Source organism: Streptomyces sp. NPDC042371 (assembly GCF_056437465.1).
This window is the reverse complement of sequence record NZ_JBWKAP010000008.1, coordinates 471836-491475: the sequence shown is the minus strand read 5'-3', so window position 1 is coordinate 491475 and position 19640 is coordinate 471836. Positions and strand designations below refer to the sequence as shown.

General features: G+C 70.1%; 16 protein-coding genes. 9 read left to right on the top strand and 7 right to left on the bottom strand.

Translation table 11 applies throughout. The features are described from left to right. Nucleotides 1–47: 47 nt before the first annotated feature. Nucleotides 48–872, top strand: a complete 825-nt coding sequence (locus AC068B_RS26530) for an HAD family hydrolase (protein ID WP_478674131.1) — start codon at nt 48–50, stop codon at nt 870–872. A gap of 387 nt (nt 873–1259) precedes the next feature. On the opposite strand, the gene AC068B_RS26525 is transcribed toward AC068B_RS26530, so the two are convergent. Then, nucleotides 1260–2096 carry a Fic family protein gene (locus AC068B_RS26525; protein WP_478674130.1) on the bottom strand — a complete coding sequence of 279 codons (837 nt, stop codon included), beginning with the start codon at nt 2094–2096 and terminating at the stop codon, nt 1260–1262. Nucleotides 2097–2197: 101 nt separating this feature from the next. On the opposite strand from AC068B_RS26525, the gene AC068B_RS26520 reads away from it, so the two are divergent. Continuing rightward, on the top strand, nt 2198–3178 hold the full coding sequence (locus tag AC068B_RS26520) for an ATP-binding protein (RefSeq protein WP_478674129.1): 981 nt from the start codon (nt 2198–2200) through the stop codon (nt 3176–3178). Between the two features lie 15 nt (nt 3179–3193). Here the strand turns inward: AC068B_RS26520 and AC068B_RS26515 are convergent, their stop codons facing one another. Then, on the bottom strand, nt 3194–4465 hold the full coding sequence (locus AC068B_RS26515; protein WP_478674128.1) for a polysaccharide deacetylase family protein: 1272 nt from the start codon (nt 4463–4465) through the stop codon (nt 3194–3196). A 296-nt stretch (nt 4466–4761) separates the two neighbouring features. Between AC068B_RS26515 and AC068B_RS26510 the strand changes: the two genes are divergently transcribed. The 6 genes from AC068B_RS26510 to AC068B_RS26485 all read left to right on the top strand — a co-directional run bounded on the left by AC068B_RS26510 (nt 4762) and on the right by AC068B_RS26485 (nt 12896). After that, nucleotides 4762–7152 carry a bifunctional SulP family inorganic anion transporter/carbonic anhydrase gene (locus AC068B_RS26510; protein WP_478674127.1) on the top strand — a complete coding sequence of 797 codons (2391 nt, stop codon included), beginning with the start codon at nt 4762–4764 and terminating at the stop codon, nt 7150–7152. Nucleotides 7153–7260: 108 nt separating this feature from the next. Next, complete coding sequence (gene acs / locus AC068B_RS26505; RefSeq protein WP_478674126.1) at nt 7261–9219, top strand: acetate--CoA ligase; 1959 nt, start codon at nt 7261–7263, stop codon at nt 9217–9219. Nucleotides 9220–9456: 237 nt separating this feature from the next. Then, nucleotides 9457–10863, top strand: coding sequence for a Na+/H+ antiporter NhaA (gene nhaA, locus AC068B_RS26500; RefSeq protein WP_478674125.1), 1407 nt, complete (start codon nt 9457–9459; stop codon nt 10861–10863). Nucleotides 10864–10915: 52 nt separating this feature from the next. Beyond that, on the top strand, nt 10916–11413 hold the full coding sequence (locus tag AC068B_RS26495) for a phage holin family protein (RefSeq protein ID WP_356266338.1): 498 nt from the start codon (nt 10916–10918) through the stop codon (nt 11411–11413). Continuing rightward, entirely contained in the window at nt 11410–12351 is a 942-nt protein-coding gene (locus AC068B_RS26490; protein WP_356266340.1) for an alpha/beta fold hydrolase, read from the top strand. Before AC068B_RS26495 ends, AC068B_RS26490 begins: the two co-directional genes overlap by 4 nt. Nucleotides 12352–12707: 356 nt before the next feature. Beyond that, nucleotides 12708–12896, top strand: a complete 189-nt coding sequence (locus AC068B_RS26485; RefSeq protein ID WP_079075134.1) for a hypothetical protein — start codon at nt 12708–12710, stop codon at nt 12894–12896. Nucleotides 12897–12926: 30 nt separating this feature from the next. Here AC068B_RS26485 and AC068B_RS26480 read toward each other — a convergent pair whose 3' ends face one another. The 3 genes from AC068B_RS26480 to nth form a co-directional block, all read right to left on the bottom strand. Continuing rightward, the gene (locus AC068B_RS26480; protein WP_478674124.1) at nt 12927–14132 is read right to left on the bottom strand and encodes a MarP family serine protease; all 1206 of its coding nucleotides are present in this window, start codon (nt 14130–14132) and stop codon (nt 12927–12929) included. 49 nt (nt 14133–14181) lie between these two features. Beyond that, nucleotides 14182–14955 carry an NUDIX hydrolase gene (locus AC068B_RS26475; protein ID WP_478674175.1) on the bottom strand — a complete coding sequence of 258 codons (774 nt, stop codon included), beginning with the start codon at nt 14953–14955 and terminating at the stop codon, nt 14182–14184. 100 nt (nt 14956–15055) lie between these two features. Continuing rightward, nucleotides 15056–16165: an endonuclease III gene (gene nth / locus AC068B_RS26470; RefSeq protein ID WP_478674123.1), complete on the bottom strand. Its 1110-nt coding sequence runs from the start codon at nt 16163–16165 to the stop codon at nt 15056–15058. Between the two features lie 359 nt (nt 16166–16524). Between nth and AC068B_RS26465 the strand changes: the two genes are divergently transcribed. Further along, complete coding sequence (locus AC068B_RS26465) at nt 16525–17199, top strand: Crp/Fnr family transcriptional regulator (protein WP_055553109.1); 675 nt, start codon at nt 16525–16527, stop codon at nt 17197–17199. Nucleotides 17200–17293: 94 nt separating this feature from the next. On the opposite strand, the gene AC068B_RS26460 is transcribed toward AC068B_RS26465, so the two are convergent. After that, complete coding sequence (locus AC068B_RS26460) at nt 17294–18124, bottom strand: MBL fold metallo-hydrolase (protein WP_478674122.1); 831 nt, start codon at nt 18122–18124, stop codon at nt 17294–17296. 583 nt (nt 18125–18707) lie between these two features. Next, nucleotides 18708–19592, bottom strand: a complete 885-nt coding sequence (locus AC068B_RS26455) for an NUDIX hydrolase (protein ID WP_478674121.1) — start codon at nt 19590–19592, stop codon at nt 18708–18710. Between the last annotated feature and the right edge of the window lie 48 nt (nt 19593–19640).

Genomic DNA, 19640 nt, shown 5'->3' with positions numbered 1-19640 from the left:
CTCAGGCAAACCCACGCGCCTCAGCTTACGCCGAATGGTGGGCGCCTATGCTCGGCCTCGTGGAAAACCACTCCTTGCCCCGCACTGCCGCGTTCTTTGACCTGGACAAGACGGTCATTGCGAAGTCGAGCACTCTCACCTTCAGCAAGTCGTTCTACCAAGGCGGCCTGATCAACCGCAGAGCGGTACTGCGCACCGCGTACGCGCAGTTCGTGTTCCTCGCGGGCGGCGCCGACCACGACCAGATGGAACGGATGCGTTCCTACCTGTCCGCGCTGTGCCGCGGGTGGAACGTGGAACAGGTCAAAGAGATCGTCGCCGAGACCCTGCACGACCTGATCGACCCGATCATCTACGACGAGGCGGCGTCCCTCATCGAGGAGCACCACACCGCGGGCCGCGACGTCGTCATCGTCTCCACGTCGGGCGCCGAGGTCGTCGAGCCGATCGGGGAGCTCCTCGGCGCGGACCGGGTGGTGGCGACCCGCATGGTGGTCGGGGACGACGGATGCTTCACGGGCGAGGTGGAGTACTACGCGTACGGCCCCACCAAGGCGGAGGCGGTCAAGGAGCTCGCCCAGTCGGAGGGGTACGACCTCGACCGCTGCTACGCCTACAGCGACTCGGCGACCGATCTGCCGATGCTGGAGTCGGTGGGGCACCCCTTCGCGGTCAACCCGGACCGCACGCTGCGCCGTGAGGCCCTCACGCGCGCGTGGCCGATCCTCGACTTCCACCGTCCGGTGCGCCTGAAGCAGCGCCTGCCCGCGCCGCCCAGGCCCGCCCTCGTCGCCGCTGCCGCGGTGGGTGCCGCGGCGGCCACGGCGGGTCTGGTCTGGTTCGCCAGCCGACGCCGCGCGGCCACCGGCTGACCGAGCCCGACGCCCCGAAAGCCCAGCTGGCACCTGCCCGACCGACTTGTCTGATTCGCTCCTGTTTGAACCTAAAAGTAAAGAAGTGCGGCCAGCACTTCCGCTTATCCCAGGACAGGAGTACAAAGGAGTCAACGGCCCGCGAGACCAGGGACATCCGAGAGGATCACCTTCAAACGCAGCAAAGGCCCCACGGACCGAAGCATGAACACCGAGCACCCACGCGACGTCGACCCGTCGATTACGGGCCAGCCGCACCAGGTGACGGGCAATGTCCCGACCTGATGGGCAACACTTCGAGGACGCTTGGTAACCCGGTGAACATGCCAGCGGCGGTACGGATTCCGTACCGCCGCAACCCTGTTCAGGCCCTTCCCGGCCAGTCCCTCACGCCGCGCCGCGCTGCAGCGCCTCACAGACCGCCGTCGACTCCCTGACGCCGAGCTCGACCGCCTTGCCGCAGTGGGCGATCCAGGCCGCCATGCCCTCCGGCCTGCCGGACGCATAGCCGTCGAGGGCCGCCACATAGGCCGCCCGCCCCAGCTCCGCGTATCCCGCCTCGGCCGGGCAGACCGACTTCGGGTCGAGGCCGCTGCCCACCAGGACGATGCGCTCGGCCGCGCGCGCGACCAGGCCGTTGTGCGAGCCGAAGGGGCGCAGGCTGATCAGTTCGCCGTGGACGACGGCCGCCGTCACCAGCGCAGGCGCCGCGCTGCCCGCGATGATCAGCTGCGACAGGCCCTCCAGGCGGCCCGCCACCTCCTCCGCGTCCGGCAGCGGAAGCTCGATCAACGGCTCGTCGACGGGCTCGCCCGCAAGACGCGGTCGGCCCGCGCCCTCCCCGGAGTCGGCCGCGGCGACCAGGTGCAGGCGCGCCAGGACCCGCAGCGGCGACTGCCTCCAGATGGACAGGAGTTGGCCCGCCTCCGCGGTCAGCCGCAGGGCCGCGCCGACGGTGCGCTCCTCCCCGTCACCGCTGAAGTCGGTGCGCCGACGCACTTCTTCGAGCGCCCAATCGGCGCCGGAGAGCGCCGCGGAGCCCCGGGCGCCGCGCAGCGCCGCCTCGGAGGTGATCTCGTTGCTGCGGCGTCGCATGACCCGGTGTCCGTAGACCCGGTCCACGGCCTTGCGCACGGAGTCCACGGAGTCGGCCACGCCGGGGAGTGCCCCGAGGGCCGCAATGGGGTCTCCCCTGCTTGGGGAAGGATCGGCTGTCGTACTCATGAGTACGACCCTACGTACTTCCGGGCTCCCCTCCACGAAGGAGTGGTCTTCTTCACGCACATGGCGCACCCACGGTGATCGAGCCGCTACGCTACGTGGTTATGAAAATCGCTTTCGTCGGGAAGGGCGGCAGCGGCAAGACCACGCTGTCCTCGCTCTTCATCCGCCACCTCGCAAGCACCGGCGCACCCGTCATCGCGGTCGACGCCGACATCAACCAGCACCTGGGCCCCGCCCTGGGCCTCGACGAGGCGGCGGCCGCCGAGCTGCCTGCCCTGGGCGCGCGGCTGCCTCTGATCAAGGACTACCTGCGGGGCTCCAATCCGCGGATCGCCTCCTCGGACACGATGATCAAGACGACGCCCCCCGGAGAGGGCTCACGGCTCCTGCGGGTGCGCGAGGAGAACCCGGTGTTCGACGCATGCGCGCGGCCCGTGGAACTCGACGACGCCACCGTCCGTTTGATGGTCACCGGGCAGTTCACCGAAGCCGACCTCGGTGTCGCCTGCTACCACTCCAAGACGGGAGCGGTGGAGCTCTGCCTGAACCACCTGGTCGACGGCCGTGACGAGTACGCGGTCGTGGATATGACCGCAGGCTCGGACTCCTTCGCCTCCGGCATGTTCACGCGCTTCGACATGACGTTCCTGGTGGCCGAGCCGACGAAGAAGGGGGTCTCCGTCTATCGCCAGTACAAGGAGTACGCCCGGGACTTCGGCGTGAGCCTCGCGGTCGTCGGCAACAAGGTGCAGGGCCAGGACGACATCGACTTCCTGCGCGAGCAGGTCGGCGACGACCTCCTGGTGACCGTCGGGCACTCGGACTGGGTGCGCGCCATGGAGAAGGGCCGCCCACCCCGCTTCGAGCTCCTGGAGGAGGAGAACCGCCGCTCCCTCCGCGCGCTGCAGACAGCGGTCGACGCCTCGTACGAGCACCGGGACTGGGAGCGGTACACGAGCCAGATGGTCCACTTCCACCTGAAGAACGCGCAGAGTTGGGGCAACGAGCGGACGGGGGCCGACCTGGCTGCCCAGGTCGACCCCGCCTTCGTGCTGCGCGAGCGCATGACCGCCACAGCCTGAACAGGCCGCCGGGTGCTACTGCTTGGCCGCCGGAGCGCCCGGGACGCCCTTCGGGGCCGGGGCGGGCTGGGCGGAGAGGAATGCCGCCCAGCCTTCCTTCGGCGCCTTGCCGACCGGCAGCCCGGTAAGCTTCGCCAGCACCTTCGGGTCCTGCGCGTCGAGCCAGTCCGCGAGCTGGCGGAAGGAGACACAGCGCACGTCGCGCTTGGTGCAGACCGTTTCGATGGTCTCCTCGACGGCGCGCATGTACGTGCCGCCGTTCCAGGACTCGAAGTGGTTGCCGATGATCAGCGGCGCACGGTTGCCCTTGTAGGCGCGGTCGAAGCCCTGGAGCAGGCCGTCACGCATCTGGTCGCCCCAGTACTCGTGCTGAGACGGGTCGCCGTGCGAGGTCGAACCGGACTGGTTGACCATGAAGTTGTAGTCCATCGTGAGCGTCTCGAACTTGCGGCCCGGCACCGGGACGAGCTGCATCGACAGGTCCCACAGGCCTTCCTTCTTCTTGGGCCAGAGCTGGTTGTTGACGCCGCTGGTGTCGTAGCGGAAGCCCAGCTCGCGGGCCGCGCGCATGAAGTTCTTCTGGCCTTCGAGGCAGGGCGTGCGGGCGCCGACCAGTTCCTTGTCGTAGTCGAAGGGCAGGGGGTGCGCCTTCTTCATGCCCGTGTTCGTCTTCCAGGCCTTCACGAAGGACTTGGCCTGGTTGATCTCGCTCTTCCAGTCCTCGACGGACCACTCGCCCACCCCGCGGCCGGCGCCGCAGAAGTGGCCGTTGAAGTGGGTGCCGACTTCATTGCCCTCGAGCCAGGCCCCGCGGAGCTGGTCCACGGTGTCCTTGATTCCCTTGCGGTCGTTGAAGCCGATGTCCGAGCTTCCTGCCATGTGCTGCGGCGGCTTGTAGAGGCTCCGCTTGCCCTCCGGGAGCATGTACACGCCGCTGAGGAAGTAGGTCATCGTCGCGTCGTTCCGCTTGGCGACCTTGCGGAAGTGCGAGAACAGCTTCTGACTGTCCTCGCCCGCCCCGTCCCAGGAGAAGACGACGAACTGCGGCGGCTTCTGGCCCGGCTTCAGGCGCGCGGGTCTGGGCAGGTTCGGCTGTTTCCCGGTGAAGGCCGTGGAGCCGTCACCGATCATGCGGACGGCGCTCTTGGGGGCAGGGGCACCGGCCCCCTTCTTCGCGCCCTGGGCGCCTTCCTTCGCACCGGTGCTGCCGTCGGCGCAGCCGGCCAGTGCCGCTCCGCACGCCACGAGGGCGGTCAGGCTCGCGGTGATCCTCCGGGTGGCGGCCATGTTCCGCCCACCTACTTCCGTGCAAGTTGGGACAGTTCGGACCGAACCTCGCACGGTGTCCGGAATCTGATGTTCCGACGAGCCGATTAAATTCTTTATTCACTCATCAGGGTGACCGATTGCACCATTTGCCATAAAAATCCCTCCCAGACCTTTACTCTGGATTACGATCCGTTTACCGAGAGTTGAGAAATCCCGCCGCTGCACGCCGTGACCCACGGCCGCGATCTGCCCTCCGGAGACCTTCGGAGGACCCCTTGTCCCGCGACCGCGCTGCCCCGGAGGAGACGGGAAACATGTCTGCCTGCATCCCCACTCGCACCCCTGACTCGGCTCACACGCCACGCGCCAACAACCCCCACGCCCCACCGCCCGGCAAGAGGTTCCGCATCGCCGGTGCCGACCTCTCCGCGTCGGTCGCCGTCTTCCTGATCGCCCTGCCGCTGTCGCTGGGCATCGCCCTCGCCACCGGAGCGCCGCTCCAGGCGGGCCTCGTCGCCGCCGCTGTCGGCGGCATCCTCGCCGGAGCGCTCGGCGGATCACCGCTGCAGGTCAGCGGCCCCGCCGCCGGTCTCACCGTCGTCACCGCCGACCTCATCCACCGGTACGGATGGCGCACCACCTGCGCCATCACCGTCCTCGCCGGACTCGCCCAACTCGGCCTCGGCTGCCTGCACGTGGCCCGCACCGCGCTCGCCGTCAGCCCCGCCGTCGTACACGGCATGCTGACCGGCATCGGGATCACCATCGCCGTCGCCCAGCTGCACATCGTGCTCGGCAGCACCCCGCAGAGCTCCGTGCTCGACAACCTCAAGGCGCTCCCGGCCCAGCTGGCCGACCTGCATCCGGCCGCCCTGACGATCAGCCTGCTGACCCTCGCGATCCTGCTGCTCTGGCCACGGATTCCTGGGAAGGTGGGGCGCTTTACCCGCGTCCTGCCCGCGGCCCTCGTCTCCGTCGCCGTCGCGACGGCCGTCTCCGCGCTCGCCGGACTCCGAGTCGACGAGGTCGACCTGCCGTCCTGGCGCAGCCACGCGCTGGCCGGACTGCCGGAAGGGCCCGCACTCGGGCTCGTCGCCGCCGTCCTCACCATCACGCTGGTCTGCAGCGTGCAGTCGCTGCTCGGCGCCGTCGCCGTGGACAAGGTCATCGCCGGGCAGGCCGAGCTGCACCCGGGCGTGCGCCGCTCCGACCTCGACCGCGAGCTGCTCGGCCAGGGCGCGGCGAACATCGTGTCCGGAGCGCTCGGCGGGCTCCCCGTCGCCGGAGTCGCCGTGCGCAGCATGGCCAACATCCGCGCGGGCGCCGTCAGCAGGAACTCCACGATGCTGCACGGCGTTTGGGTAGTAGTGGCAGCGCTGCTCCTGGTCCCCGTCCTGGAGCTGATCCCCCTGGCCGCCCTGGCCGCCCTCGTCATGGTCGTGGGCATCCAGATGGTCAGCCTGAACCACATCCGCACCATCACCCGCCACCGCGAGATCGTCGTCTATGCGGTGACCAGCCTCGGCGTGGTCTTCCTCGGCGTCCTGGAAGGTGTGGCGCTCGGCGTCGCCGTCGCCGTGGGCGTCTCGCTGCACCGGCTCGCCCGCACCCGGATCACCCACTGCGTGGACGCAGGCGTCCATCACGTGCGGGTGCGCGGACAGCTGACGTTCCTCGCGGTGCCGCGGCTCAGCAAGGCGCTGCACCAGGTGCCCCACGGGGCCGATGTGATGGTGGAGTTGGACGGGTCCTTCATGGACCATGCCGCGTACGAATCGCTGCAGTGCTGGCAGGACGCGCACACCGCGCACGGCGGCAGCGTCGAGGTCACAGGACGCGCCGGGACCCGTATCGCCGTCCCCGCCGGGGGCTCGGGTCCGCGCAGCCGGGAGCTGGTGGGTGCGTCCCACTCCTGTTGCAGGCCGTGGGCGCCGTGGCGCAACCACCACTGCGACCGGCCCCAGGAGGAGCGGCAGGAAGGACAGGAGGGGAGGCGGCCCAGCGGACACCAACTGGCGAGCGGGATCAGCGCCTTCCAGCGGAACACGGCGCCTCATGTGCGCGGCGAGCTGGCCAGGCTCGCGCGCGAGGGGCAGCAGCCCGCACAGCTCTTCCTGACCTGCGCGGACTCCCGGGTCGTCACATCGATGATCACGTCGAGCGGCCCCGGTGATCTCTTCGTCGTCCGCAATGTGGGCAATCTGGTGCCGCTGCCGGGCGCGGAGAGCGGGGACGACTCCGTGGGCGCCGCCATCGAGTACGCGGTGGATGTGCTCAAGGTCCGGTCCATCACCGTGTGCGGGCACTCCGGATGCGGCGCCATGCAGGCGCTGCTCACCACCCCGCCGGGCGGCGCCCAGACCCCGCTGAAGCGGTGGCTGCGGCACGGCCTGCCGAGCCTGGAGCGCATGGGCGCGCAGGACAGGGCATGGGCGCGCCTCGCCGGTCGCGCGCCCGCCGACGCGGTCGAGCAGCTCTGCCTCACCAATGTGGTGCAGCAACTGGAGCACTTGAGGGCGCATGAGTCGGTGGCGCGCCGACTTGCCGAAGGTGATCTTGAGCTGCACGGTATGTACTTCCACGTCGGAGAGGCGCAGGCCTATCTGTTGACGGAGGGCAGCGGTGCCGAGCCGGTTCCCGACGAGGTCTTCGATCAGGTGGCACCCACAGCGCATGCCGAGGTCCAGCGGACCCCCTCCGGGTAAAGGTCTAAACCAATTTTCGGCAGGCCCTTGTCACCACGGGTTGTGTCTGATGAGCTGTGGCTTCGGACACAACGGTCGCCTCCGGCAAAGCAGTGCAAGGGAGATGTCGTGAGCAACGAAAGCCTGGCCAACCTTCTGAAGGAGGAGCGTCGCTTCGCGCCGCCGGCGGAGCTGGCAGCCTCCGCCAACGTCACGGCGGAGGCGTACGAGCAGGCCAAGGCTGACCGGCTCGGCTTCTGGGCCGAGCAGGCCCGTCGGCTGACCTGGGCCACGGAGCCGACCGAGACGCTCGACTGGTCGAACCCGCCGTTCGCCAAGTGGTTCGCCGACGGGAAGCTCAACGTCGCGTACAACTGCGTCGACCGCCACGTCGAGGCGGGCAACGGCGACCGTGTCGCGATCCACTTCGAGGGTGAGCCCGGCGACAGCCGGGCCATCACCTATGCGGAGCTGAAGGACGAGGTCAGCCGGGCTGCCAACGCGCTGACCGAGCTGGGCGTCCAGAAGGGCGACCGGGTCGCCGTCTATCTGCCGATGATCCCCGAGGCGGTCATCGCGATGCTGGCCTGTGCCCGCATCGGCGCCGCCCACTCGGTGGTCTTCGGCGGCTTCTCCGCCGACGCGATCGCCAAGCGCATCGAGGACGCCGACGCCAAGGTCGTCATCACCTCCGACGGCGGGTACCGCCGGGGCAAGCCCTCCGCTCTCAAGACCGCCGTGGACGAGGCCGTCAGCCGCGTCGACGGCGTCCGGCACGTCCTCGTCGTCCAGCGCACCAAGCAGGACGTGGCATGGACCGAGGGCCGCGACGTGTGGTGGCACGAGATCACCCAGAAGCAGTCCGCGGAGCACACCCCCGAGGCCTTCGACGCGGAGCACCCGCTCTTCATCCTCTACACCTCGGGCACCACGGGTAAGCCGAAGGGCATCCTGCACACCTCCGGCGGGTACCTCACGCAGGCGGCGTACACCCACCACGCCGTCTTCGACCTCAAGCCCGAGACCGACGTCTACTGGTGCACGGCCGACATCGGCTGGGTCACCGGCCACTCGTACATCACGTACGGACCGCTGGCGAACGGCGCGACCCAGGTGATGTACGAGGGCACCCCCGACACCCCGCACCAGGGCCGCTTCTGGGAGATCGTCCAGAAGTACAAGGTCACCATCCTGTACACGGCGCCCACGGCCATTCGTACGTTCATGAAGTGGGGCGACGACATCCCCGCGAAGTTCGACCTCAGCAGCCTGCGGGTGCTCGGGTCGGTCGGTGAGCCGATCAACCCCGAGGCCTGGGTCTGGTACCGGAAGAACATCGGCGGCGACACGTGCCCCATCGTGGACACCTGGTGGCAGACCGAGACCGGCGCGATGATGATCTCGCCGCTGCCGGGCGTGACCGAGACCAAGCCGGGCAGCGCCCAGCGCGCCCTGCCGGGCATCTCCGCCACCGTCGTCGACGACGAGGCGAACGAGGTGCCGAACGGCGGCGGTGGCTATCTCGTCCTGACCGAGCCGTGGCCGTCGATGCTGCGCACCATCTGGGGCGACGACCAGCGGTTCATCGACACGTACTGGTCGCGTTTCGAGGGCAAGTACTTCGCCGGTGACGGCGCCAAGAAGGACGACGACGGCGACATCTGGCTGCTCGGCCGCGTGGACGACGTGATGCTCGTCTCCGGGCACAACATCTCCACCACGGAGGTCGAGTCGGCGCTCGTCTCGCACCCGGCGGTCGCCGAAGCGGCGGTCGTGGGCGCGGCGGACGAGACCACCGGACAGGCCATCGTCGCCTTCGTGATCCTCCGGGGCACGGCGAACGCCGACGACGAGGGGCTCGTCGCGGAGCTGCGCAACCACGTGGGTGCCACGCTCGGCCCGATCGCCAAGCCGAAGCGGGTCCTTCCGGTGGCCGAGCTGCCGAAGACCCGGTCCGGCAAGATCATGCGCCGACTGCTGCGGGACGTCGCGGAGAACCGCGCGGTGGGTGACGTCACCACGCTCGCCGACTCCTCCGTGATGGATCTCATCCAGACCAAGCTCCCGGCCGCGCCGAGCGAGGACTGACCCCGGCAAGCAGCGGGTTCACGTACGCACAAGGAGCCGTCCGGCAGCGCGCCGGGCGGCTCCTCTGTGCTTAAGGTGAAGATCACCGGATACGTCCGGGCGTACGTTAGGTAAGCTAAGAATCGCGTCAACAGCGCGTCAAGAACGCAACGGGACGCAACGAGAAGTACCTAGGTGCGCCGGGAAGTCTGGTCGGCATGTGCTCTGCCCTGCCCACCCGACCGGAGGTCGAATCTCGTGACCGCGCCCGCCCCCCACCGCAGCAACGACCGCAAGGTGCTCGGACGCCTCTCACTCCCCGAGCGGAACTTCGTCGCGGAAGCCCTGCGCACCGAGACCGTCGGCGGCGTACTGCTGCTCGTCGCCGCGGTCGCCGCCCTGATCTGGGCAAATACGGCCGGTGGCTCCTACGACTCCATACGGAACTTCCACCTCGGCCCCGGCTCCCTCGGGCTTGACCTCTCCATCCAGCACTGGGCGGCCGACGGCCTGCTCGCCGTCTTCTTCTTCGTGGCGGGCATCGAACTCAAGCGCGAGCTGGTCGCGGGCGATCTGCGCGACCCCAAGGCGGCGGCCCTGCCCGTCGTCGCGGCGCTCTGCGGCATGGCCGTGCCCGCGCTCGTGTACGTCCTCACCAACACCGTCGGCGGCGGCTCGATGGACGGCTGGGCCGTGCCGACCGCCACCGACATCGCCTTCGCGCTCGCGGTCCTCGCCGTCATCGGCACCTCGCTGCCGTCCGCGCTGCGCGCCTTCCTGCTGACCCTCGCCGTCGTCGACGACCTCTTCGCGATCCTGATCATCGCGGTCTTCTTCACCAGCGACCTGAACTTCGCCGCGCTCGGCGGCGCCGTCCTCGGCCTCGTCGTGTTCTGGCTGCTGCTCAGGAAGCGGGTCCGGGGCTGGTACATCTACGTTCCGCTGGCGCTCGCCATCTGGGGCCTGATGTACAACAGCGGCATCCACGCCACCATCGCGGGCGTCGCCATGGGCCTGATGCTGCGCTGCCACAAGGAGGACGAGAGCGAGGAGCACTCCCCCGGCGAGCACATCGAACATCTCGTACGTCCCCTCTCCGCGGGCCTGGCCGTGCCGCTGTTCGCCCTGTTCAGCGCGGGAGTGGTGGTCACGGGCGGCGCGCTCGGCGATGTGTTCACCAAGCCGGAGACGCTCGGTGTGGTCCTCGGCCTGATCGTCGGCAAGGCGGTCGGCATCTTCGGCGGCACCTGGCTCGCGGCGCGCTTCACCAAGGCGGAGCTGAACGACGACCTGGCCTGGCCTGACGTGTTCGCCGTCGCCTCACTGGCGGGCATCGGCTTCACCGTCTCGCTGCTGATCGGCGAGCTCGCCTTCACCGAGGATCCGCTGCTCACCGACGAGATCAAGGCGGCCGTCCTGGCCGGCTCCCTCATCGCGGCCCTGCTCTCCGGGATCCTCCTTAAGATGCGCAACGCCAAGTACCGCAAGCTGTGCGAGGACGAGGAGCGCGACGACGACCTCAGCGGTGTCCCCGACATCTACGAGATGGACGACCCGGAGTACCACCACCGCATGGCCGCCATCTATGAGAAGAAGGCCGCGGAGCACCGGAGGCTTGCCGAAGTAGCGGGTGGGGAACGCGAGGATGGCAACGGTCCGGCATGATCTGAGCAGACATATCTCAGAAGAGATCAGAAGAGAAAAAGGGGAGAACGCGATGAGCTCACCCGACGGCCCCGTCGGCGCCGAGCGCAGCCTCGGCCAACTGGTCGCCACGGCGACCGGTGAGATGTCCGCGCTGGTGCACGACGAGATCGCGCTGGCCAAGGCTCAGCTGCGACAGGACGTCAAGCGCGGCGCGATCGGCGGTGGCGCGTTCGCCGCGGCCGGTGCGGTCCTCATCTTCTCGCTGCCCATGCTGAGCTTCGCGCTGGCGTACGGCATCCGGACCTGGAGCGGCTGGAACCTCGCCGTCTGCTTCCTGCTGTCCTTCGCCGCCAATGTGCTGGTGGCCGGGCTGCTGGCGCTGATCGGCGTCGTCTTCGCGAAGAAGGCCAAGAAGGGCAAGGGTCCGCAGAAGGTCGCCGCTTCGGCCAAGGAGACGGCTGCCGTACTGGGGAACGTCAAGCCGCATCCCCGCGCGGTGAACCCTGCGGGTGCAGTCGACGTCCGAATCGGTGAGACGGGGGCCACTGTGGCACGCTCGTCCTCATGACGGACCCCGCCGCCCCATCGGCCCAACCCTCCGCCTCGGTCGTACGCATCGAGGGACCCTGGACCCACCGGGATGTGGCCGCCAACGGCGCGCGCTTCCACATCGCCGAGATGGGGGACGGGCCACTGGTCCTGCTCCTGCACGGCTTCCCGCAGTTCTGGTGGACGTGGCGGCACCAGATGGTGGCGCTCGCCGACGCGGGTTTCCGGGCCGTCGCGATGGACCTGCGGGGCGTGGGCGGCAGCGACCGCACGCCCCGCGGCTACGACCCGGCGAACCTCGCCCTCGACATCACCGGCGTCGTGCGTTCCCTCGGCGAGCCGGACGCCGCGCTCGTCGGGCACGACCTGGGCGGGTACCTCGCGTGGACGGCGGCCGTGATGCGGCCCAAGCTGGTGCGCCGCCTCGCCGTCTCCTCGATGCCGCACCCGCGGCGCTGGCGCTCGGCGATGCTGTCGGACCGCAAGCAGACCGCCTCGGCCTCGTACGTGTGGGGCTTCCAGCGGCCCTGGGTGCCGGAGCGTCAACTCGTGGCCGATGACGGGGCCCTGGTGGGCCGTCTGGTGCGGGACTGGTCAGGCCCCGGCCTGCCGGACGACGAGGCGGTCGAGACGTACCGGCGCGCCATGTGCATCCCGTCGACGGCGCACTGCTCGGTCGAGCCGTACCGCTGGATGGTGCGGTCGATGGCGCGGCCCGACGGCATCCAGTTCAACCGCCGCATGAAGCGGCCGGTGCGGGTGCCGACGCTGCATCTGCACGGCTCGCTCGACCCGGTGATGCGGACGAGGAGCGCGGCGGGATCGGGCGAGTACGTCGAAGCGCCCTACCGTTGGCGGCTGTTCGACGGTCTCGGGCACTTCCCGCACGAGGAGGACCCGGTGGCGTTCTCCACGGAGCTGGTGAACTGGCTGAAGGATCCCGAGCCGGATCGGTGAGAGCCTGTGTCATAACCCCGGTCGGATCAGTGGGCGTCGTCTGGTGCGTGCGATCGCAAGGCGCCGGAGCGTCCTCGTAGCGGAGCTACTAGGACGTTGCGGCAACGCGGCATGGGGGTCCCCCCTGGCCTTTCAGGCCTTGGGGGAGTGCGTGCCAGACGACGCCCACCCGGCCGGGGTTATGACACAGGCTCTGAAGGTTCGCGGGGTTTCGCGGGGTGGGGCGTGGAGATTTCCGAGGTTTTCCCGAGCCCTGTGCGAACGCATGTCCTACGAACGCCAATTGCCTCGCGCATAGGCCAATTGGGGCCCCTGTGCGCGATTACCGACCATGAGGCACGGGCAGACGTCGGGGTATGGGCTGGACGCACGACTACAGTGACGTAGCACGCAATCGCCGCTCGGCCACAGCGCTGAACAGCCGTGAGAGGGGCGGGCCACAGGATCCGGGCCACCACGGCCCCCCTCAAGAAATGGGCATTCCCCGCATTCTCCGCCGCAGGGCCCGCTGGGTCTCCGCGCGGCTGCGGCACACGCGCGACTGACCCCGTTCTCCGGGCCCCCCGGCCGCCGCTCTAGAGCGCGCAGCCCTCGCTGTCGACCTCTTGGTTGGCGGTGCGGCCCCGCTCGATGTCCGCGCGCACCTCGTCCGCCGTCAGTGCATAGCCGGTGTCCGGGTCGTCGAGGGACTTCGCGAAGACCACGCCGTAGACCTTGCCGTCGGGCGTGAGCAGCGGGCCGCCGGAGTTGCCCTGGCGGACGGTCGCGTAGAGCGAGTACACATCACGGCGCACGGTGCCGCGGTGGTAGATGTCCGGGCCCTTGGCCGTGATGCGGCCGCGCACGCGCGCGGGACGGACGTCGTAGGGCCCGTCCTCGGGGAAGCCCGCGACGATGGCGCCCGCGCCGCTGGTCGCGTCCTTGGACGTGAACTGCAGGGGCGGCGCCTTCAGCGTGGGCACGTCCAGTACGGCGATGTCCCGCTCCCAGTCGTAGAGCACGACCTTCGCGTCGTACACCTGGTTGTGATCGCCTACCTGGACCGTCGGCTCGTCCACGCCGCCGACCACGTGCGCGTTCGTCATCACGCGGCGGTCCGCGAAGACGAAGCCGGTGCCTTCGAGGACCTTGCCGCAACTGCGGGCCTCACCGCGGACCTTCACGATGGAGCGCTTGGCCTTCGTGGCGACCTCGCTCTTGGCGAGCTTGGGGTCCGGCGGCTGGACGTCCTTGATCGGCTCGTTCGAGAACGGGCTGAAGACCTGCGGGAAACCGTTCTGCGCGAGGACCGACGAGAAGTCGTTGAACCACGTGTCGGCCTGGTTGGGCAGGGTGCGGGAGACGCCGAGCAGCACCTTGGAGTTGCGCACTTCCTTGCCCAGCGTCGGCAGCGTGGTGCCCGCGAGGGCGGAGCCGATCAGCCAGGCGACGAGGAGCATCGCCACGACGTTGACCAGGGCGCCGCCCGTCGCGTCCAGCGCCCGGGCCGGCTGCCAGGTGATGTATCTGCGCAGCTTGTTGCCGAGGTGGGTGGTGAAGGCCTGCCCGATCGAGGCGCAGACGATCACGATGACGACGGCGACCACCGCCGCGGTCGTGCTCACCGTGCCCGCGTCGTCGTCCGTGAGGGCGTCCCAGACGATCGGCAGGAGATAGACGGCGACGAGACCGCCGCCCAGGAAGCCGATCACCGAGAGGATGCCGACCACGAAGCCCTGGCGGTACCCCACGACAGCGAACCACACGGCGGCGAGCAGCAGCAGGACGTCCAGCACGTTCACCGATTCAATCCTCGCCTCGCATCGCGGTCGCCCGTTCCCCGCAACCTTGTCATGCGCGCCAGTCGAGCGGGACCTGCCTGCTGCGGTCCCAGGGGCGCTCCCAGCCCGCGAAGTGCAGGATTCTATCGATCACTCCGGCCGTGAAACCCCAGACCAGGGCGGACTCGACGAGGAAGGCGGGACCGTGGTGACCGCTGGGGTGCACCGCCGTCGCCCGATTCTCCGGGTCCGTGAGATCGGCCACGGGAACCGTGAAGACCCGGGCCGTCTCGTTCGGATCGACGACGCCTACCGGCGTCGGGGTGCGCCACCAGCCGAGGACGGGCGTCACGACGAAGTCGCTCACGGGGATGAAGAGCCGAGGCAGCTCGGCGAAGAGCTGAACGCCCCCGGGGTCGAGCCCCGTCTCCTCCTCGGCCTCGCGCAGCGCGGCCCGCAGCGGCCCCTCGCCCTGGGGGTCGCCGTCCTCGGGGTCGAGCGCGCCGCCGGGGAAGGAGGGCTGACCGGCGTGCGACCGGAGGGACCCGGCCCGCTCCATCAGGAGCAACTCGGGACCCTGATCGCCCTCTCCGAAGAGGATGAGCACGGCGGACTGCCGCCCGGCACCGCTCTCCGGAGGCAGGAAACGGCTCAGCTGAAGCGGCTGGACGGTCTCGGCGGCGTGGACGACCGGGTCGAGCCAGGAGGGCAGGCCTGCGGTACTGAGCAACGGGTGGCCTTCATGGGACGCCCGCCCCGCAGAAGGCACCTGGCCCGCGTGGGGCGCCCCGCCCGCGTGGCGCGCCTCGCCCGCGTGGGTCACCCGGCTCGTGTCGCCGTCCATGGCGTTCGTCGTCTCGCTCGCGTGCGTCATCGGCACCCCCGTCCGTCTCTGGACAACGCTCTCTCCCCTGCGGTTCGTTCCACCCTGCGTCGCCGTCACCTCATCCCGTGGCGAGCGGAGGCGCCGGCTTGCCGGGATAGTCCGGCGGCGGCTTCAGGCGCTGGCCCGGGAGGCCGCCCATCTCGTACTTGAGCAGCTTCTTCGCCTTCTCCGGGTCCGTCTCGCCCTCCCCGTACGACGGACAGAGCGGGGCGATCGGGCAGGCACCGCAGGCGGGCTTGCGGGAGTGGCAGATGCGGCGGCCGTGGAAGATCACGCGGTGCGAGAGCATCGTCCACTCGCTCTTCGGGAAGAGCTCGGCGACGGCCGTCTCGACCTTCTCCGGGTCGGTCTCCGCGGTCCACTTCCAGCGGCGGACCAGGCGGCCGAAGTGGGTGTCCACGGTGATGCCGGGGACGCCGAAGGCGTTGCCCAGCACGACGAAGGCGGTCTTGCGGCCCACTCCGGGCAGCTTCACGAGATCGTCTATGCGGCCGGGGACCTCGCCGCCGAAGTCGTCCCGCAGCGCCTTCGCCAGGCCCATGATCGACTTGGTCTTGGCGCGGAAGAACCCGGTCGGCCTGATCAGCTCCTCGACCTCCTCGGGGACGGCCGCGGCCAGGTCCTCCGGAGTCGGGTACTTGGCGAAGAGGCGCGGGGTCGTCTGGTTCACGCGCAGGTCGGTGGTCTGGGCGGAGAGGACCGTGGCGACCAGGAGCTCGAAGGGGTTCTCGAAGTCCAGCTCCGGGTGTGCGTACGAATACACCTCGGCGAGCTCGCGGTTGATCCGCCGGGCTCGGCGGACTAGGGCGGTGCGGGACTCCTGCGGGCCGGTGGGAGCGGCGGAGGCAGTGGCGGCCGGGGGCTTCTTGGCTGCGGCGGACTTCTTGGTTGCGGCCGTCGTCTTGGTCGCGGCCGTCGTCTTCTTCGCCGGGGCTGCCTTCTTTGCCAGGGCTGCCTTCTTCGCCGAGGCTGCCTTCTTGGTCGCGGCCGTCGTCTTGGCTGCCGCCGTGGTCGTGGTCGCCGTCGTCTTGGTCGCCGTCGTCTTGGCTGCCGCCGTCGTCTTGATCGACGCCTTCTTGGCTGCGGCCGCCCTCTTCGCCGGGGCCGCAGTCTTCTTGGCGGGCGCCTTCTTGGCGACGGCCTTCGCCGTCGTCTTCTTCGCGTTCACAGGGACGACCTCATCGCCGGAGACATCAGGGAAGCTGTCTGATTTGTCGCTTTGCCAGGGGCGTAGGACGCATGTTCGCCCACAGCGGAATTACGGGGTGCGGCCACCTTCCCAGCCCCCTCGGCCTGCGCTCTCACCGGCTTTTTGGACACCCGGCCAGCCTAGAGCCCGGCACTGACATTCGTCCTTGACCCCATGGATCGGCCCCCAATTGGCCCCCTCCCGCACAGCTTGCGACGCCGGTGCGGCAGACTTGTGACTGATCACACTGTTTGGACCGTCCGGCAAAATGGGGAACACGGACCCCTGATATGCGGGGGAATCAAGATCCCCTGAGCAGGTCGACAAGGAGAGAACTCGTGGACGACGTTCTGCGGCGCGCCCCGCTCTTCGCGGCGCTCGATGACGAGCAGGCCGCGGAGCTTCGCGGCTCCATGAGTGAGGTGACGCTCGCGCGCGGAGACGCCCTTTTCCATGAGGGAGACCCGGGCGACCGCCTCTACGTGGTCACCGAAGGCAAGGTGAAGCTGCACCGCACCTCGCCCGACGGGCGCGAGAACATGCTTGCGGTGCTCGGCCCCGGCGAGCTCATCGGTGAGCTTTCGCTCTTCGACCCGGGCCCGCGGACGGCGACCGCCTCCGCCCTCACCGAGGTGAAGCTGCTCGGCCTGGGCCACGGCGACCTCCAGCCCTGGCTGAACGCCCGCCCCGAGGTGGCATCCGCGCTGCTGCGCGCCGTCGCCCGGCGCCTGCGCAAGACCAACGACCAGATGTCCGACCTGGTCTTCTCCGACGTGCCCGGCCGCGTGGCCCGCGCGCTCCTCGACCTGTCGCGCCGCTTCGGCGTGCAGTCCGAGGAGGGCATCCACGTCGTGCACGACCTCACGCAGGAAGAGCTGGCCCAGCTGGTCGGCGCCTCCCGCGAGACGGTCAACAAGGCGCTCGCGGACTTCGCCGGTCGCGGTTGGCTGCGGCTGGAGGCCCGTGCCGTGATCCTGCTGGACGTGGAGCGGCTGGCCAAGCGGTCGCGCTGACGCTGTATCCGTACGTCGATGGGTCCCGCCTCCTGGGAGGCGGGACCCATTCGCGCTTTCCGAACCCACCGGGCTCGGCACGGGCTCGGGCTCGTCAGATCAGCCCGTGCTCCCGCAAGTAGTCCAGCTGCGCCCTGACCGAGAGCTCCGCCGCGGGCCACAGTGAGCGGTCCACGTCGGCGTACACGTGCGCGACGACGTCGGAGGCCTCCACGTGGCCGTTCTCCACGGCCGTCTCGACCTGGGCCAGGCGCGTGGCGCGGTGCGCCAGGTAGAACTCGACGGCCCCTTGTGCGTCCTCCAGGACCGGCCCGTGGCCCGGCAGGACCGTGTGGACGCCGTCGTCGACCGTCAGGGAGCGCAGCCGCCGCAGGGAGTCCAGGTAGTCGCCCAGGCGGCCGTCGGGGTGCGCCACGACCGTCGTGCCGCGGCCGAGGATCGTGTCGCCCGTCAGGACCGCGCGGTCCGCGGGGAGGTGGAAGCAGAGCGAGTCCGCCGTGTGGCCGGGGGTCGCCACGACGGGCATCTCCAGGCCTCCCGTGGTGATGACGTCACCGGCCGCAAGGCCCTCGTCGCCGAGGCGCAGGGCGGGGTCCAGGGCGCGCACGGGGGTGCGGGTCAGCTCGGCGAAGCGGGCGGCGCCCTCGGCGTGGTCGGGGTGGCCGTGGGTGAGCAGGGTCAGGGCCACGTGCTTGCCCATCTTCTCGGCCGTCTCGATGACGTGGCTCAAGTGGGCGTCGTCCAGCGGGCCCGGGTCGATGACCACGGCCAGCGGGGAGTCGGGCTCGGAGACGATCCAGGTGTTCGTGCCGTCCAGGGTCATCGCCGAGGGGTTGGGCGCGAGGACGTTGACCGCGCGGGTGGTGGCGGGGCCGCTGAGGACTCCGCCGCGCGGCTGGCCGGGGAGGGCGGCGGCATCGGTCATGCGGGGGTGACTCCTGTCGGGAGCGGGCCCTGGAGGGGCCTGGGGCGGGTCGGGGCGGGTCGGGGCGGATCAAGTTCGTCTACGGCGCGGGTGGGCGGTGGGCGCGGAGCCGCGCGGGGCGGTGAGGGGCGGTTGCGGGCTGGTGCGGCGGCCGTTGCGGACCGGTGCGGAGCCGCGCGGGGCGGTGAGGGGGCGGTTGCGGGGCGGTGCGGGCGCCGTTGCGGGGCGGTTGCGGACCGGTGCAGAGGCACGCGGGCCAGTGCAGAGGCCGTCGCGGACCCATGCGGAGCCACGCGGACCAGTGCAGAGGCCGTCGCGGACCCATGCGGAACCACCCGGACCAGTGCAGAGGCCGTCGCGGACCCATGCGGAACCACCCGGACCAGTGCAGAGGCCGTCGCGGACCCATGCGGAGCCACCCGGACCAGTGCAGAGGCCGTCGCGGACCCATGCGGAGCCACCCGGACCAGTGCAGAGGCTGTCGCGGACCCATGCGGAGCCACGCGGGCCGGTGCGGGGCAGTGAGGGAGCGCGTGTGGGACGGTGAGGGTCGCGCGGGGGTGCCCCTTCGCACCGCTCGCCCTCACTGCTCGCCGCCCGCCCCCACCCGTTTGGTGAACTCGTCGTGGCCCGGCCAGGAGAGCACCAGCGTGTCGTTCTCCAGGCGGGCTTGGGCCAGCACCGGAGTCATGTCCTGGGACGGGGCCGCGGCGAGGGCCGCGCGGGGCGACTGGTGGGGGCTCAGGGCCCGCAGGGTCGCGATGGTGGGCGGCATCATCAGGAGTTCGCCGTCGTCGTACCGGGCGGCCGCCTCCGAAGGGCGGATCCAGACCGTGCGGTCGGCCTCCGTGGAGGCGTTGCGCGTGCGCTGGCCCTCGGGCAGCGCGGCCACGAAGAAGAACGTGTCGTAGCGCCTGGGCTCGAACTCCGGAGTGATCCAGCGCGCCCACGCGGCCAGCAGATCGCTGCGCAGGCAAAGGTTCCTGCGGTTCAGGAACTCGGCAAAGGAGAGGTCGCGGGCCACCAGGGCCTCGCGGTCCGTCTCCCAGTCGTCGCCGGTGGTGTCGCCGACGACCGTCTCCGGGCCGGACCCGGCGAGCAGGACGCCCGCTTCCTCGTACGTCTCGCGGACCGCGGCACAGACGATCGCCTGGGCCGCGGCCTCGTCGTCGACGCCGAGGCGGGCCGCCCAGGACGCGCGCGTGGGGCCCGCCCAGCGCACCAGGTGATCGTCGTCGCGCGGGTCGACGCCGCCGCCCGGATACGCGTACGCGCCTCCGGCGAAGGCCATGGAGGCGCGTCTGCGCAGCATGTGTACTTCCGGCGCGCCGTTCCCCGCCTCGTCCCGCCCGTCCCTGAGCAGCATGACGGTGGCGGCGCGGCGCGGAGTCGCCGGTGTCAGCTCACCGCTCGCGAGGGCACGAATGCGGTCGGGCCACTCCGGGGGGTACCACTGCCCATTTGCCATGGGCGGAGGCTATCCCCTGGCGAGCTGATGTTCGAGAGGCAACTACCG

What these genes read in the sequence shown, in the direction of transcription:
- AC068B_RS26530 (WP_478674131.1), top strand. Translation starts at nt 48, where the DNA reads ATGCTCGGCCTCGTGGAAAACCACTCCTTGCCCCGCACTGCCGCGTTC.
- AC068B_RS26525 (WP_478674130.1), bottom strand. Translation starts at nt 2,096, where the DNA reads ATGAGTACGACAGCCGATCCTTCCCCAAGCAGGGGAGACCCCATTGCG.
- AC068B_RS26520 (WP_478674129.1), top strand. Translation starts at nt 2,198, where the DNA reads ATGAAAATCGCTTTCGTCGGGAAGGGCGGCAGCGGCAAGACCACGCTG.
- AC068B_RS26515 (WP_478674128.1), bottom strand. Translation starts at nt 4,465, where the DNA reads ATGGCCGCCACCCGGAGGATCACCGCGAGCCTGACCGCCCTCGTGGCG.
- AC068B_RS26510 (WP_478674127.1), top strand. Translation starts at nt 4,762, where the DNA reads ATGTCTGCCTGCATCCCCACTCGCACCCCTGACTCGGCTCACACGCCA.
- AC068B_RS26495 (WP_356266338.1), top strand. Translation starts at nt 10,916, where the DNA reads ATGAGCTCACCCGACGGCCCCGTCGGCGCCGAGCGCAGCCTCGGCCAA.
- AC068B_RS26490 (WP_356266340.1), top strand. Translation starts at nt 11,410, where the DNA reads ATGACGGACCCCGCCGCCCCATCGGCCCAACCCTCCGCCTCGGTCGTA.
- AC068B_RS26485 (WP_079075134.1), top strand. Translation starts at nt 12,708, where the DNA reads ATGGGCTGGACGCACGACTACAGTGACGTAGCACGCAATCGCCGCTCG.
- AC068B_RS26475 (WP_478674175.1), bottom strand. Translation starts at nt 14,955, where the DNA reads ATGGACGGCGACACGAGCCGGGTGACCCACGCGGGCGAGGCGCGCCAC.
- AC068B_RS26460 (WP_478674122.1), bottom strand. Translation starts at nt 18,124, where the DNA reads ATGACCGATGCCGCCGCCCTCCCCGGCCAGCCGCGCGGCGGAGTCCTC.
- AC068B_RS26455 (WP_478674121.1), bottom strand. Translation starts at nt 19,592, where the DNA reads ATGGCAAATGGGCAGTGGTACCCCCCGGAGTGGCCCGACCGCATTCGT.